This is a genomic window from Idiomarina sp. UBA4206 (genome assembly GCF_002383015.1).
Taxonomy (GTDB): Bacteria; Pseudomonadota; Gammaproteobacteria; order Enterobacterales; family Alteromonadaceae; genus Idiomarina; species Idiomarina abyssalis.
In genome coordinates, this window is record NZ_DFTS01000016.1 from 39,914 (window position 1) to 54,846 (window position 14,933).

Here is a 14,933-nt window from a genome sequence, read left to right on the forward strand (position 1 = left end):
ACCTGAATGGCCGCTTCCTCGGCACGCTCACGCACACGAGCCATAAGTTCAGTTTCCATATGCAGCGACAGCTTCACCCGCCATGTCCATTGAATAACCTGACGCAGCCAGTCATCGGCAGCACGACCTTTGTGCTCAAAGTTCAGGAAGTCAGCAATAATGACTTCGCAGTGCGAGCCGGAGGTTTTGTCTTCACTGCCCGGGTCAGCGTCCATAGAAAGCTGCAAAAAACCTTCATTACGACCGCGCAGCAACGCCAACGTGCGGTGCGAAGGAATGGTCTTAAACAGTTCAGAAAACTCAAAGTAGTCGCGGAATTTAGCGCCTTCTTTCTCTTTACCCGCAGCAACTGTGCTGGTTAAGTGCGCGTTCTGCCACAAGTGTGAACGCAAACGCTTCAGCAACTCCGCCTGTTCGGCAAAGCGCTCCATTAAAATGGCGCGGGCACCGTCGAGTACTGCTTTCGCGTCGGCAAAGCCTTTGTCCGCGTCAACGTATTCAGCTGCGGCTTGTTCAGGGTTTTGTGTTGGGTCTTTCCACAGCAAATCCGCCAGCGGCTCAATACCTGCCTCAATAGCAATTTGACCTTTAGTGCGGCGCTTCGGTTTGTAGGGCAGGTATAAATCTTCCAGCTCGGTTTTCGAGTCGGCAGTTTTAATACTCTGAGCCAGTTCGTCGGTTAATTTGCCTTGCTCGTCAATTGACTTCAGTATTACCTGACGGCGGTCGTCCAGCTCGCGCAGGTAGTTCAGGCGCTGATGCAGCTGACGCAATTGTGTGTCGTCTAAACCGCCGGTTACCTCTTTACGGTAACGGGCAATAAANNGCAGGTAGAGGTCTTCGAGGCGGGTCTTGGTGTCGGCGAGGTCGATCTCGCGCTTGAGTTCGGGCGTCAGCTTGCCCTGTTCCTCGATGCTGGCGAGGATCGAGGCGCGGCGATCATCCAGCTCGCGCAGGTAGCGCAGGCGTTCGTCCAACTGGCGAAGCTGCGTATCATCCAGCGCGCCAGTGACTTCTTTACGGTAACGGGCAATAAAAGGCACCGTCGAGCCTTCGTCCAGCAACTGGATAACAGCGGCAATCTGACGCTCGTCGACCTTCAGTTCATTAGCAAGTAATTGCGGTATCTGGCTCATAGTACATCTCTTGGTTTTAAAACGTTACGACAAATAATGGGGACGAATACTATCACGAATTGACTACGCGGGCTGTTGGTAACTTATCTTATTAATAAACCAGGTCTTGGTGCCTTGCGGCGTGTTAACCTCCGCCTCATCGTCCACCTGCTTTTTCAGCAGAGCGCGCGCCATGGGCGAGTCGATAGACACCGCGTCTTTGCGATCATAAATCTCGTCCGGCCCAACAATTTGAAAGGCGCGAACGTTCTCGTCCTCGTCCTCAATTTCCACCCAGGCACCAAAAAACACCTTGCCGTCCTGTTGTGGCGAATAATACACAACCTTTACCTGTTCCAGGCGCTTGGTTAAGTAGCGAATGCGGCCATCAATTTTACGCAACTTCTGCTTGTTGTATTTATAATCCGCGTTCTCAGACCGGTCACCCAGGCTCGCCGCCCACGACACCTTTTCCACGGTTTCGCGCCGCTCAACCCGCCAAAGATGTTCGAGTTCCTGCTGCAACTTTTCATAACCGCCAAGGGTAATTAAATTGGTTTTCATACGCTGATTCGTTGTGCCTGCGTTGAATGATTAGGGGATTTTACTGGGTTATGGAGTTGAGGGGAATGAGAGATTGGTAAGGGATTGTAAGTAGTTGTACATGGCCTTTTGTTGTACTCAGCGTGTAACTCATTTAATGTGAATTACATAACAACAACCAGATATTGCGCATCCGCTAGAGTGAAAATGAGCAGACGCAGTATACAAATGTAAACCCTCAGAGGAGAGATTAATGAATAGGTATTTCGTCCCTGCTTTGCTACTTTTATTAACTGGATGTGTTGAGCACCCTGATACAACCGCTTTTAATATACCAGGCATAGAGCAAGCAGTTAAGTCGTTAGATATTGAATCTGAAGAGGTTGTCGTAATACCCAAAGAAGAATTACCGGAGACTCTAAAAGAAATAAATCCAGAGGAGGTGAGGGGGACTAAATTTGGGACTTTTATTATTTTGCAGAGTAGCTTCAATAATGAGAGTGGCCTATTTGTATCTCCGTACTTCGGTAGCATGACGTCTTTCGGGGGAGTCGATGGAGGAAATGGGTTTCCTGGGGAATTTAAAAAAGTAGAAAGTCATACTTTCACATTTAAGAGAACGTAAAGAAATATACTAAATGTATATCGATGGGTAAGTTTTTGCTTTTTAAGGAGAGAGCACGAGTTTCCCCCAGAGACTTTCTGAGTCCCGGTAAGGAACTCACAACTAATTCCTGTGTGACTTTTTGCTTAACACATCTGTCACCCTGCCCAGCAACGTAAATATTCCGTCAGTGCTTTGAAGCCTTGGAATAAACCTCTTATATTTAACGCAGTGCATAACAGGAAGAGGTAAAGCATTGCAGCATGCGTTGTTAGTTATCAACCCGAAGAGTAGAAACGGCCACTCTGAAGAGTTAACCGAAGCCACCGACTTGCTCAGAAACTCCGGCATTGAGGTTGAGGTTTGCGTCACTGAAAGTCCGTCTCATATGGCCTCATGCATTGAAAATTACCGTGAGAAAGAAGGAGTGGTGATTGTTGCCGGGGGCGATGGAACCATCAGTTCGGCGTTGGAGTCAATCTATAAAAGCAAGCAAACCTTGGCCATTTTACCGATGGGAACAGCTAACGACTTGGCGCGCTCGCTTGGTATTTCGCATGACGTTGTTGCAGCCGCTCAGGCTATTGTTAATGACAAGCGAGAACGCATAAACTTGGCAAAGGTGAATAATAGTTATTTTGTGAATGTTGCTCATGTTGGTTTAGGCGTAGAGGTAACCCGCGAGCTGACGTCAGAAATGAAGAAATACTTTGGCGTGTTTGCGTATTTGGGCGCATTTACCAGCGTCATGAAGCGCAACAAGAGTTTTAAAGTTCAAATAGAAGCTGACGGTTGGAAGGAGTCTGTAAAGGCAATTCACCTGGCGGTAGGTAATGGTCGTTACTACGGTGGCGGAAACGTTGTCGATGATGACTCTACACTGCTGGATGGGCAGTTGAACTTATTTTGCTTGAAACCAATACGGTGGTGGCGGTTGTTATTACTGGGAGTCAATTTTCGTAACGGCAATTTGCAAAAGGCAGAGCGGGTTGTCTGTAAAAAGGCCCGAAAAATTAGCATTAAAACCTCCAGGGCTAAGCGAATTCAGGCCGACGGTGAGTTTAAAACCGATACACCGGCAAATTTCGAGGTAATGCCTAAGGCTATTGAAGCTGTTGTTGGCGATATGCCACTGCCTAACGAAAACAAGGATTAAAATGTCGATATTACGCACAGATAATCAGGCCGATAGTATAGAAATTCTGAAGTTAGTCATTGAGACAACGGATTACTACCGGGAGATAGCGAAAGTGGTTGGGGATGATAACCTCGCCAGTAAGCTTAATGATATTGCCAACGAAAGAGCCTCCTATATTGAGCCATTTGAAAATGTGGTTAAAGACTTAGGCGAGCTACCGGCTAAACCTGACCCTGATAAAGAACTCCTGCACAAAATAGGAGGGGAACTGACTCAGTTTTTCTCTGCGAATTCTAAAAACGCCATTTTGGATAAATGTCTGCAGGAAGATGAAGAACTAGCAACTGTGGTAAAACGCACTGAGCTGGGTGAGAAGTCGGCGGAGTATCAAAAATTACTCGATGCGTTGGCTGAAAACCTAAGCAAGACTCAAAAATCTATTCAGGCATTGAAAGACTAGACTTTATAGAGTTAGCAATAGAGTATTATTTTTATAGGATAAATATTAAAAGGTTGAATCAAAGGAGACTAACTCTATGGAAGACACGCTTTTCGCTGGCATCGGTATTATAGGTGGGCTGGCCTACTTAGCTATTGCCTTGTTATGGATACTAGTACCAATATTTATTTTTCTTATTTCAAAGCGCGTTAAGGACATGCGAGATATAGCACGCGAGTCTCGATTGGAAGTTAAAGAGCTTAACGCCAACCTCAAGGCTTTAAAAAGGAAGCTCAACGAGGAAGAGTGAGAAAAATACTGCAAAACGGTGGAGAAAAGGTCAGAATTAACACTTATTGTCTGGAATAAAAACCGTTTTAACAGGTAAGACTTTGTCACAACAACAAAAGCAAAATAATATCCACTGGCTGACCGGCCAGTTTCTTGACGCCGATAAAGAGTTAAAATACCGCCACTCTATTGAATCGAGTGTTAGGTCTGACTCCCGCCTTGCGCTACTTTTAGTATCTATTATTTTTGCCATGTTCGGCATTACCGATTACAACCTTCTGGGACTAACGCAAGAGTATTACTCGCTGCTGACTATGCGCGTTGCGGTAGTGGGCTCCTGCCTGGTGTTAGCCTTTGTTATTGGTCACCGGGGTGGTTATGCTGAAAAAGCTTGGTTGCACGCGTTACCATTATGGATTCTGGCAACGGGGATTATTCTGATTGTTCCTTTGCGCCCGGAAAGCCTTCTTACGCAGATCACCGCAGTGGTGGTCGCTATTATGGCTTTTTATCTGCTTATTCCAAATTTGTTGACGGTTGCAGCGCTGGCTAGCCTGTTCTTAAGTATTACTTTTTTAGCGGCGAGTATGTTGTACGCAGGAGTAACTCCCACAGGCGCAATCCGGTTGGGCCTGTTGCTTATCATGGCCAATATTGTTGGGTACACGGCGCTGCGGCGGTTAGAGCGTTTGCAGCGTCAGCAGTACTCCTTGCTTAACGAAGAGCGCGATCAAAACCGCGAGTTACTGCAGGAAATAAAACACCGAAAGTCATTAGAGGCGCAGTTGCGCATGGTGGCTGAGAATGATGCGCTCACGGGTGTTGATAGCCGCAGTCACTTTATGAAACGAGCTGAAGCTTTGCTGCAAAGATCTCGACTGGAAGATACTCCGTTCTGCTTGTTCATGATTGACGTTGACCACTTCAAGCGTATTAACGACACTTGGGGCCACACCCGTGGTGATGTCATTCTGACGAAGATAGCCGAAGTGTGTCAGCACTCACTTCGGCCAACCGACATTATAGGTCGTTTTGGTGGCGAAGAGTTCGTGGTGGGGCTGCCTCATACGAGTCCTGCCGACGCTAAGGCGGTGGCCGAGCGTCTTAAGCAAAATGTAGAAGCCTTGTCATCAACTGACGAGTTAAATGATCTGGAGCTGAGTGTGACCATTGGCGTTGCTGTTGCCAAGGCCGAAGACGATTTGGATATGCTGATTACCCGAGCCGATAACCTACTTTATGAAGGTAAGCGTGACGGAAGAAATCAGGTTGTGATGAAGGATTAAGGGTATTATTCGGCACTAACTATATATGATGCATGGCATATTCTACCGTTGCCTTTTGTTTCCTTCTCATTTAGTGTTAGCCAAGTGTTAACAAACAAAAAAGGCATGAGATGAAATACCTTCTTGCAATAGCTGCTCTGCTTCCTGTGACTCTGCAGGCAGCTGAGCCTGACGAGACTCAGTTTGGTGTTGCTTTAGGTACGCCGGGAGGCGTTAACCTGGTTATGAAAAAAGAGATTTCCGGGCACCCAATTCAGTTAGCTGTTGGATACACGGGAAAAGCCTACGGAATTGAGGCAGGTTACAGTTTTTACTATAACCGTGACAGCGCAATGCGTTCTTGGCAGGTAATAGCCGGAAGCTCCACAATAAAAGATAACGCCCTTACTTATTACTCAACCCAAGATGTTGTCTATAGGGTCTATGAAGACGAAGATTGGAACTACGCCGGTGTCAGTGGCACTTTCCAATATGGGGGCTTCTATATTGAACCCGGAATAACAGCGGGTAGCGGCGACTTCTCGAGCCCTCAGTTAACCATACAGGTAGGTTGGCTCTGGTAGGCAGAAGGCCAGGTTAACTCAAAAGGATGTGAGCATGTTTACCTCCAACCGCTTTTTTAGGCGTTTTTTAATCGTTGCTTTAGTGCTTAATCTTCCCCCACTTGTTACACCCGTATTTATACAGCTGGGCCTCGAACCGGTCTTTCTCATTGCGTTATTAGCAGCCTGGGTTAATGCGCCGTTTTGGCTGGGGTTAGAACACTTTTTTAGCGACCAGGCAGTGGTCTTTAGTGAGTTTGGGGTTCAAGATGCTTCAATGATGGTGTGGTTATCTATTGTTGTTTTCTGGTTTTTGTGCGCAGGAGTGCTCGCCGCTATTAGTCTGGCATTCTCCAGAAAACGCAGCGTTGAATAGCCACTATGAGGAAAATCACTATGGCCTACCCGACATAGGGAAACTGAAATGAAAACAAGGCGTTATTTGCTGTCGGTATCACTGTTGGCATCGTTGCCATGCTTAGCCGCAGATACTTTTCGGGTCTCAAGCTCAGTATTTAAAAGCGGTGAACTCGTTGAGTCGCCAGTGATGATCGTGGAAGAAGGTAAAATGGCTTACATGAAGGTTGGTGATGACTTTCGCTATGAATTAACCGTGTCACCAACGCAAGGCGAGACGGTTGAGGTCCAGGCGGCCGTTGAAGTTGGGAAGAGTGTTATTAATCCTACTCTGACTGTGTTTTATGATAAAGAAGCGTCAGTAGAAATCGACCAGACTAAGCTAATGGTGTTAGTAAGCAAGCTTGAGCGTAAATAACGGGAACATCAGAATGGCTCGGCAAGCGATAGCTATGACTCAGTTTCTTAAGCTCCTTAACAAGATTCCGCGGATTTCACCGCCTTACATGCAAAGCCCGAAATAATATTTAACATCATTTTTATAGCTTTAGATTTGTTTTTTGTGGTTTTATAAACTTTAGGGGCAGCCTGCACAGGCGCCTTAAACAGAACGCTGAGCTATTAACCAATAAGAGTTAATTCAACATGAAAAACAAAACCACTAACTTAATAATGCGCAACGACGTTTTTGTCTGGATTGCAGTAGGTTCAGGGTGCATTTTACTCGTGCCGTTTGTTGCCATGCAGTTCACGACAAGCGTTAACTGGGAGCTTAACGACTTTGTTGTTATGGGAGCTCTGCTGCTTTCAATAAGCAGCTTGTTTGTGCTGGTAGCAAGAAAAGTACCTGGCAAGTATTGGTTGCTTTGGGCGGGGTTATGCGTTGTAGCGCTACTGTATGTGTGGGCCGAGCTAGCGGTTGGTATTTTTACCCAGCTGGGCAGCTAAGCGCTAACCATACGGAGTCTATATGCAAAAAGCAGTATCCTTGGCTAAGTACGTAAAGAAGAGAAATGGTGTCGCCATAGGCGCGTCGGGCTCTATGAAGAATATGTTTCAGCGAGCTTTGGGTGCGGGCTCTTTTACGCAGTTTTGGCATTATTGGAATCCTATTTGGGGCTACTATCTGTCGCGTAACGTCATGAAACCTGCGAGTTCTTTTTTGCCGGTTTGGCTCGCGGTTTTAATAACTTTTGCAGTCAGTGGTGGTCTGCATGACATAGCGGTTAGTGTTGTTAAGTGGCAATTCATCCTCTTTTTTACACCGTGGTTTGTATTTATGGGTCTTATGGTTGTGGTAACTAAGTATTTGGACCTTACCTACGGTGGTCTCCCGTGGGGAGTTAGGGCTGTTATTAATAGTGCTTTTATTGGCGTTTGTTTGGCCGCCACCTATCTATTGGAAAGTTTTTATATGTAACGTGTCTGGCCGGGAGCTTAAAGCTATGCTGAGTGCGTTGTTCGTCATTATTGGGGTTTTGTTGTTGACCACGGGTGGTGAAGCCCTTATTCGAGGGTCGCTGGCCGCTGCGAAGCGTATGGGTGTTTCGCCTTTGCTTAGCGGTTTACTGATTGTCGGGTTTGGTACTTCGGCCCCTGAGTTAGTGGTTTCAATTGATGCCGCTATAAACGAGCGGCCGGACATAGCTGTTGGTAACGTTGTTGGCAGTAATATCGGCAATATTCTGCTTATTTTGGGACTGTGTGCTGTAATCGCGCCCCTTGCAGTGAAGCCGCTGGTACTGCGCCGTGACGGTATTACCGTAGTTGCCGGAACAGTCTTGTTTCTGGTGCTTGTCGGGGGAAGTGCGCTGGCAAGGTTTGATGCCGCTATTTTGTTGCTGGCGCTGGTAAGTTATTTGATCTGGGCATACAGAACCGAGCGTTTCGGAAATGCACCATCTGCAGATTTGCATAAAGCAGAGGCGCAGGAGGTGACCTCTTTGCCCACAACCAAGCTCCGTATAGCAGCAGCCATTGTGTTTGGTCTGGCGTTGTTAATTGTCGGTTCTCAGGTGCTTTTGAAAGGTGCGGTCGATATTGCCGAGTCGTTGGGTGTTTCTGAAGCCGTTATTGGGCTGACTCTTGTGGCGGTTGGCACTTCTTTACCTGAACTCACCGTTTCAGTTATTGCGGCCTTCAGGCGACATGCTGACGTGGCTATTGGCAACATTCTGGGCAGTAATATTTTTAATGTTTTGGGCATACTCGGTATTTCGGCGTTGTTACAGCCGCTACCCGTTCATGAACGAATATTGCAGTTTGATCAGTGGGTTATGCTGGGCGCGTCACTAGTTTTGCTACTTTTTCTTTATACCGGGCGTAGGCTAAGCAGATTTGAAGGCGGTCTGCTTCTGTTAGGATACGCAGCTTACGTAGGACTGAGTTTTACCGTATTTGGTGGATAACCCGAATACGGTAAAACTGGCGTGAGAAGAGTTTCCAGTGGCTTACAGCTTAACAATCAATTTGCCTTTGTTTTCACCCGTGAAGAACAGGTTCAAGCCTTCAATGGCGGACTCCAGCCCCTCAAGAATATGAGAACGGTGTTTGATTTTTCCAGACATAACGTAAGGTGTAAGCTTACTTAGCAAACTGGGAATCTCGTCAAAATGGTCCGGCATAGTAAAGCCCTGAATGGTCAGGCGCTTTTTAATAACCGGTATCCAGCTTGGACCAGGGCTTGGTACTTCTTTGTCGTAGTCGGCTATCATGCCGCAAACCACGACACGCCCATGAGCGTTCATGCGCTCAACGACCAGGTTCTGAATGGCGCCACCGGTGTTTTCAAAGTACAAGTCTATGCCCTCAGGGGTTAGCTTGATTAGTTGGTCGCGCAAGTCACTGGTTTTGTAATTAATGGCACCGTCAAACCCGAGTTCGTTGATAATCCAGTTGGCTTTTTCATCGCTGCCGACAACGCCAATCACTTTCAGTCCTTCGGCTTTGGCCAACTGCCCGACAATTGATCCAACCGAACCTGCGGCGCCGGTTACCACCAGAGTTTCACCATTCTTAGGTTTACCAACATTAAACAGTCCTTGTGTGGCCGTCAGACCGGGTAATGCAAACACTGACAGCACGGTTTCGTCGGGCACATCGGCCTGCACTTTATTAATACCCTGGCCATTACTCAACGCATATTCCTGCCAACCCATCATACCCATGACGCGGTCACCTTCGTTAAAGTCAGGGTGGTTACTTTCAATGACTTTGCCGACACCCGAGCTGCGCATTACGCTGCCCAGTTCAACGGGGGGAATATAGCTTTCAGTATCAGGGCTCATCCAACCGAACATGGCAGGGTCTAGAGACATTTGTGTTTGCTTAATCAGAATTTCACCGGAGCCAGCTTTGGGTAGCTCTTTCTCTACAACATCAAATATGTCGGTTGTGACAGGGCCAGGCTCAGGGCGTTTAATCAAGTTAATGGCTTTATAGGTGGTCATAACGGTTCCTTGTTAACTTATAGATACTTTGCTTTTTCTACGGATTAAGGTTGCTTTAGATCACTATACTTTGATTCCTGTCTATATGCCGATTTGTGACCCATACTAGACTCAGGAAAAGAGCTAAAAGAGGACACAATGATGAAAAGAGTAGAAGGTAAAGTTGCCATTGTTACTGGCGGCGCATTAGGTATTGGCCGGGCGGTTTGTCTTGAGCTGGCGAAAGAAGGCGCCAAGGTTGCCGTAACCGATATTGCGGATAGCGAAGGACAAAAAGTTGTCGATGAAATTAAAGGCTTTGGCGGCACCGCAAAATACTGGCACATAGATACGGCCAGCGAAGACGATGTAAGCAGTGCTTTTTCAGACATCGAGAAAGAGTTCGGCTCGATAGATGTCTTAGTCAATAATGCCGGCATTGCTGGGGTTAATAAGCCGACGCACGAAATTACCAAAGACGAATGGGATAAGGTGATTAACGTTAATGTCAGTGGTGTTTTTTACTGTACAAAACACGCCATTCCGGCAATGAAAAAAGCAGGGGCTGGAAGCATTATTAATTTGTCATCAATTTACGGAATGATAGGCGCTGCCGATTTACCGCCTTACCATGCCTCTAAAGGCGCCGTCAGGTTAATGAGCAAAAATGACGCACTTATTTACGCAAAAGACAAAATTCGGGTCAATTCAGTGCACCCGGGCTTTATCTGGACGCCACTGGTGGAGCAGCTAGGGAAAGAGTCTGATGAAGGCGTGGATGCGTTCAGAAAGCAGCTGGATAGCCTGCACCCCATTGGTCATGTTGGTGAGTCTGAAGACATTGCTTACGGCGTGCTGTATTTGGCGTCGGATGAATCTAAATTTGTGACCGGAACCGAGTTAGTGATTGATGGGGGCTATACCGCGCAGTAAAGTTCCCTTACTTATGGTGGCAAGTAATAGGTGAACAAGACTTACAATTAAAAAAAAGGTATAGTTTTCAAAAAAATATAAGGAACTTACCTGCTAATGATTGCTATGCATTTTACTTTAACCCGTCAAATGCCACCAGCGGCCGGAATGATGGCTCTGTTAGGCCTTGCTGTTGTTGTCGGCGCCGTATCACAAATTTACCTGGCGAATATTCTGACCTACCCCATGGAGTGGTTTGATGCAATTGCCTACGAACTGGAGGTTATGCTGGCCAGTGTATTGCATCTGGTTGGTTTTTATTCTGAACTACCCTGGCCGACACCATCGCGCATAGCACGATCGATTGACGTGGGCGTGTTTGGTGGCCTTCTCTATATTGCATCCGAAGTGTTGTACGTTATTGCCGTGGCGGTTGTCGCGACCCGACAGGCAACTCAGAGTGGCTCAGCGCCGAGCGCGAAAGTGCCGAAGAAGCTGATTTCGTTTTACCTTGTCATGGGTCTAATTTATACATTCAGTTTCTTTTACCTTGGTGTGTTCATTGCTGGCATAGCGAGTACCTATGAAATGGCGTTTTCAATGATTCTGAACGCCGATAGTATACAGAAGATGATTTTGTACGGTTTGCCCTGGAAACTGGTGCTTTTTGTTCCGCTTCAGTTGGCTTTGTTGGTTGGACTTTGGACAAAGCAAAGCTGGTTCAAACGCGCTTTTCTGGCATACCTTCTGTTAGACGTTCTTTACTACGCCGCGTTTACTCTGTCGGCCTTAAGTTACGGGATTTATGTCGGGCTTATTGTCAGTCTACTTGCGTTGCTTCTATTTTTACCTTACTTCCTTAGAAAGTGAGCTATTGATAACTAAATGTCCGCAGCAGTAACAGGGCTTTTCACAGCGTGGAAATAGGCCTATTCTAGGCCTATACAACTTATTAACTTAAGGTATCTTTTTGCGAAACCTTCTTGTTATTATTTTTCTGTTATTAGCTGCGGCGCCTTTAATGGCACAGGATAAAACACTCAAAGTGGGTGTGTATCATAATCCGCCGAAAATTATGTTCGATGAATACGGAAAGTTAAGCGGTATTCATGGTGAGCTATTAATGGTTGTTGCCGAGCGCCACAATTGGCAACTTCTGCCTGTTGAATGCGATTGGGAGCAATGCCTGACGTTTTTGCAGCAGGGGAAAATCGATATTCTTCCGGATGTTGCCAAAAATGATGCCCGGGCTCAATGGGCAGAGTTTCATGAGGAAGCCGCGTTGCTTAGCTGGTCGCAACTGTATGCCGCTAAGAATGAAAAAATTACCAGCCTGCTGGACTTAAACAATAAACGTGTCGCGGTTTTGAAAGGGTCTGTACAGGAAAGCTACTTACAACAACTGATTAAAAGCTTTGAATTAAAAAGTCAGCTTTATCCGGTGGAAAGTTTTAGCGAAGGTTTTGACGCTGTGCTCACGGGTAAAGCGAACGCTGTTGCAACCAATCAGTTTTTCGGGAACCAGCAAGTGGTTGACCGAAGCGTTCAGATGACGCCTATCATGTTCCTGCCAAGTGAACTCTTTTTTGCCGTATCTCAACAGTCAAGTTCAGACATTCTAACCACAATAGATAACGAGCTTAAGCGCTTAAAGGCCGACGAGAACTCAGTTTATTACCAAATAATTGAACGCTGGAGTTCTCAACAAAAAGCAGTCAGTGTTCCTTTCTATGTGTGGTGGATAATAGCAGCACTGGTGTTACTTGCTGTGGGCGTGCTGTTCTTTAATCAGCTGTTAAGACGCAAGGTTGCAGACAAAACAAAAGCTCTGGCGCAAAGTAAATACCGTTTAAATACCATTCTGGATAGCGTTGAAGCCTACATTTACATTAAAGATAAAGACCTAAGATATCAGTATGCGAACTGGCAGGTGTTAAAGCTGTTTAAGCTGGAGCTTGAAGATATTATTGGCAAAACCGATTATGATTTGTTCGATAAGACCACGGCCGACCAGCTTAAGAGTTATGACAGCAAAGTGCTGGAGAGTGGACACCGGTTAGCTCAGGGTGAGGTGAATAATCTGCCCGGTGAGAAAGAGATCCATCAATTTTGGTCAGTTAAAGTTCCGCTATTTGATTCAACGAACCAAGTGATCGGACTGTGCGGTATTTCCACAGATATTTCCGAATACCAGAATATGAAGGAAGAAATCCAGTCTCTTGCCTACTTTGATCCCTTAACCGGGTTAGCAAACCGACGTTTTATGCTTGAACGCTTAAACGAAGAGTTTGACCTTTACCAGAGTGGCGGCGGAGACGGCGTATTGGTTATGCTCGATATTGATCACTTCAAAAAGATTAACGATAGCTTTAGCCATGACACCGGAGACGAACTGCTCATTTTATTTGGTCAGAGGTTGGAGTCTGAACTACGCCAAGCTGACAATGCCGGGCGTTTAGGCTCGGACGAGTTCATGGTGTTGTTGAAAAGTGAAAAAGGCCAAAGTTTACGTGACGACAGTAATTTACGTCAGCGATTACAAGTACTTTTAGAGCGGCTGGGGGAGCCTTATAAGCTGGGCGGCAGTCTTGAATCAGTGTCAGTGAGTATGGGCATTACCTTGTTTTCCGATGCACAAAGTCCGGGTGACTTAATGCAAGCTGCAGATTTGGCGTTATCGCAGGCAAAAGATGTCAACGCATCGAAGCTGCAATTCTTTAATACCGGAATACAGCGGGAGTTTAATTATCGACAGCAGCTCATTGCAGCTTTGCGAAAAGCGATAAAATCTGAATCACTGGAAATCTATTTACAGCCGCAATACCAACAATTATCACCCGATTCGGCTTTAAACTGTTTAGGTTTTGAGGCCTTATTGCGTTGGTGCGATGAGGAGCTTGGCTGGGTCTCTCCCGCTGAGTTTATTCCATTAGCAGAGAGTCAGGGGCTCATGCCCGACCTGCACAGACTAGTGCTTGATCAGGTGTTGTCTAGCATCCCGAGGTTGCAGCGTTCCGCTCTTGAGTGTGGTGTGCGGGTTGCTATAAATGTCAGTGCCAGTCAGTTTAAAACCGAAGGTTTTGTTGAAGATATTGAACAACGGTTGCTGGCAACAGGCATACCGGGTGAGTTGCTGGAATTAGAAGTCACAGAAAGTATGTTGATTGACGATATTGAGCATACTGCGAACAACATGGAGCGACTTAAAGCTCTGGGTGTCACGTTCGCTTTAGATGACTTTGGTACGGGATATGCCTCGTTAGGTTATTTAAAACGCTTGCCGCTGAACTCACTGAAGATAGATCAGTCTTTTATTCGGGATTTGCACACCAACAATAGTGACGAAGCCATTGTGCGCACTGTAATCGCTTTAGGAAACAGCCTGGATTTAGACATTATTGCTGAGGGCGTGGAAACCGAAGAGCATTTGCTTAAGCTTCAGGAAATGGGCTGTTTTCGTTTTCAGGGGTATTATTTTGCAAGGCCAGAGCCGGTCAGCTTTTGGACCTCCAGTGAGAAAGATTAAGTTATGCTGATATCCTTTTTGTGTAATTCTATTGTGGTTGGCTTGGCGGTTATTTTTCATTATGAAGCGCTAAACCGGATAGGCTGGCATATTACCCACATGAGAATGTTTAGCCAAATTCGACTCATGTTTGGGGTCATACTTGCTATTATCGCTCACACTGTCGAAGTTGCCATTTTTGCTGTTGCCTATTACCTCATGCACCACGAACAAGGGTTCGGCACCTTAGTAGGAAACTTTGACGGCAGCTTTTTAGATGCCTTGTACTTTTCTTTTACGGTTTTTACTACGGTGGGTTTTGGTGATATTGAGCCATCAGGCACCTTAAGGTTCTTAACCGGTGTTGAGGGCCTAACAGGACTGGTTTTAATTACCTGGACGGCTTCTTTCCTGTATGTCGAAATGCAGCGTTATTGGCACCGGTAGTTGAAACATTTGCTAACAGAAGCCTGCTTCTATAACGCCGCTAAGCAGTGTATCTTTATGGTTAAGGCACGGCAGCTTGGAAAACAAAACTGATGATGCAGGAAACATTAAAAATTTTGGTAGTGGATGACGATGCGCGGCTTCGAAGCTTGTTGGAACGTTATCTTACTGAGCAGAACTTTCAGGTACGCGTCGCGCAGGATTCGGAGCAAATGGACCGTTTGCTGACCCGTGAGAATTTTAATTTACTGGTATTAGATCTGATGCTGCCGGGTGAAGACGGACTGTCTATTTGTAAACGTCTACGCAGCGAAGGTAATAACCTG

The 14,933-nt window shown here is 46.2% G+C and carries 19 protein-coding genes; 16 read left to right on the forward strand and 3 right to left on the reverse strand.

Annotation, left to right across the window (positions count from 1 at the left end; all coding sequences use genetic code 11):
• Positions 1–1,136: Tex-like N-terminal domain-containing protein (locus tag B3180_RS03545; protein WP_286843102.1), on the reverse strand; the 1,136-nt coding region annotated here is incomplete at its 3' end.
• A gap of 63 nt (positions 1,137–1,199) precedes the next feature.
• A complete protein-coding gene (gene greB, locus B3180_RS03550) occupies positions 1,200–1,679 on the reverse strand; it encodes a transcription elongation factor GreB (protein WP_222236339.1) in 480 nt (159 codons plus the stop codon).
• A 232-nt stretch (positions 1,680–1,911) separates the two neighbouring features.
• Here greB and B3180_RS03555 point away from each other — a divergent pair, with 232 nt between their 5' ends.
• The 11 genes from B3180_RS03555 to B3180_RS03605 all read left to right on the forward strand — a co-directional run bounded on the left by B3180_RS03555 (position 1,912) and on the right by B3180_RS03605 (position 8,723).
• The gene (locus B3180_RS03555) at positions 1,912–2,283 is read left to right on the forward strand and encodes a hypothetical protein (RefSeq protein WP_222236341.1); all 372 of its coding nucleotides are present in this window, start codon (positions 1,912–1,914) and stop codon (positions 2,281–2,283) included.
• 235 nt (positions 2,284–2,518) lie between these two features.
• On the forward strand, positions 2,519–3,418 hold the full coding sequence (locus tag B3180_RS03560; RefSeq protein ID WP_278358623.1) for a lipid kinase: 900 nt from the start codon (positions 2,519–2,521) through the stop codon (positions 3,416–3,418).
• A gap of 1 nt (position 3,419) precedes the next feature.
• Positions 3,420–3,860 carry a hypothetical protein gene (locus tag B3180_RS03565; protein ID WP_278358624.1) on the forward strand — a complete coding sequence of 147 codons (441 nt, stop codon included), beginning with the start codon at positions 3,420–3,422 and terminating at the stop codon, positions 3,858–3,860.
• A 76-nt stretch (positions 3,861–3,936) separates the two neighbouring features.
• Positions 3,937–4,149 (forward strand): hypothetical protein, encoded by a 213-nt coding sequence (locus B3180_RS03570; protein WP_199494033.1) that lies wholly within the window; start codon positions 3,937–3,939, stop codon positions 4,147–4,149.
• Between the two features lie 82 nt (positions 4,150–4,231).
• On the forward strand, positions 4,232–5,416 hold the full coding sequence (locus B3180_RS03575) for a GGDEF domain-containing protein (protein WP_199494034.1): 1,185 nt from the start codon (positions 4,232–4,234) through the stop codon (positions 5,414–5,416).
• A gap of 110 nt (positions 5,417–5,526) precedes the next feature.
• On the forward strand, positions 5,527–5,979 hold the full coding sequence (locus B3180_RS03580; protein ID WP_244994805.1) for a hypothetical protein: 453 nt from the start codon (positions 5,527–5,529) through the stop codon (positions 5,977–5,979).
• 34 nt (positions 5,980–6,013) lie between these two features.
• Complete coding sequence (locus B3180_RS03585) at positions 6,014–6,334, forward strand: hypothetical protein (RefSeq protein ID WP_222236348.1); 321 nt, start codon at positions 6,014–6,016, stop codon at positions 6,332–6,334.
• A 48-nt stretch (positions 6,335–6,382) separates the two neighbouring features.
• Positions 6,383–6,733 carry a hypothetical protein gene (locus tag B3180_RS03590; RefSeq protein WP_222236349.1) on the forward strand — a complete coding sequence of 117 codons (351 nt, stop codon included), beginning with the start codon at positions 6,383–6,385 and terminating at the stop codon, positions 6,731–6,733.
• A gap of 227 nt (positions 6,734–6,960) precedes the next feature.
• The gene (locus tag B3180_RS03595) at positions 6,961–7,263 is read left to right on the forward strand and encodes a hypothetical protein (RefSeq protein WP_278358625.1); all 303 of its coding nucleotides are present in this window, start codon (positions 6,961–6,963) and stop codon (positions 7,261–7,263) included.
• A gap of 22 nt (positions 7,264–7,285) precedes the next feature.
• On the forward strand, positions 7,286–7,735 hold the full coding sequence (locus B3180_RS03600) for an MBOAT family O-acyltransferase (protein ID WP_054490740.1): 450 nt from the start codon (positions 7,286–7,288) through the stop codon (positions 7,733–7,735).
• Positions 7,736–7,760: 25 nt separating this feature from the next.
• Positions 7,761–8,723, forward strand: a complete 963-nt coding sequence (locus B3180_RS03605) for a calcium/sodium antiporter (protein ID WP_054490738.1) — start codon at positions 7,761–7,763, stop codon at positions 8,721–8,723.
• A 42-nt stretch (positions 8,724–8,765) separates the two neighbouring features.
• On the opposite strand, the gene B3180_RS03610 is transcribed toward B3180_RS03605, so the two are convergent.
• Positions 8,766–9,764 carry an NADP-dependent oxidoreductase gene (locus B3180_RS03610; protein ID WP_278358626.1) on the reverse strand — a complete coding sequence of 333 codons (999 nt, stop codon included), beginning with the start codon at positions 9,762–9,764 and terminating at the stop codon, positions 8,766–8,768.
• Positions 9,765–9,902: 138 nt separating this feature from the next.
• On the opposite strand from B3180_RS03610, the gene B3180_RS03615 reads away from it, so the two are divergent.
• The 5 genes from B3180_RS03615 to B3180_RS03635 all read left to right on the forward strand — a co-directional run.
• Positions 9,903–10,676, forward strand: coding sequence for an SDR family NAD(P)-dependent oxidoreductase (locus B3180_RS03615; RefSeq protein ID WP_233399471.1), 774 nt, complete (start codon positions 9,903–9,905; stop codon positions 10,674–10,676).
• A 96-nt stretch (positions 10,677–10,772) separates the two neighbouring features.
• On the forward strand, positions 10,773–11,525 hold the full coding sequence (locus B3180_RS03620; protein WP_278358627.1) for a hypothetical protein: 753 nt from the start codon (positions 10,773–10,775) through the stop codon (positions 11,523–11,525).
• Positions 11,526–11,625: 100 nt separating this feature from the next.
• Positions 11,626–14,181 (forward strand): EAL domain-containing protein, encoded by a 2,556-nt coding sequence (locus tag B3180_RS03625; RefSeq protein WP_278358628.1) that lies wholly within the window; start codon positions 11,626–11,628, stop codon positions 14,179–14,181.
• 3 nt (positions 14,182–14,184) lie between these two features.
• Positions 14,185–14,607: a potassium channel family protein gene (locus tag B3180_RS03630; protein WP_286843114.1), complete on the forward strand. Its 423-nt coding sequence runs from the start codon at positions 14,185–14,187 to the stop codon at positions 14,605–14,607.
• A 92-nt stretch (positions 14,608–14,699) separates the two neighbouring features.
• Positions 14,700–14,933 (forward strand): response regulator (locus B3180_RS03635; RefSeq protein WP_286843115.1); only part of this gene is annotated, 234 nt, incomplete at its 3' end.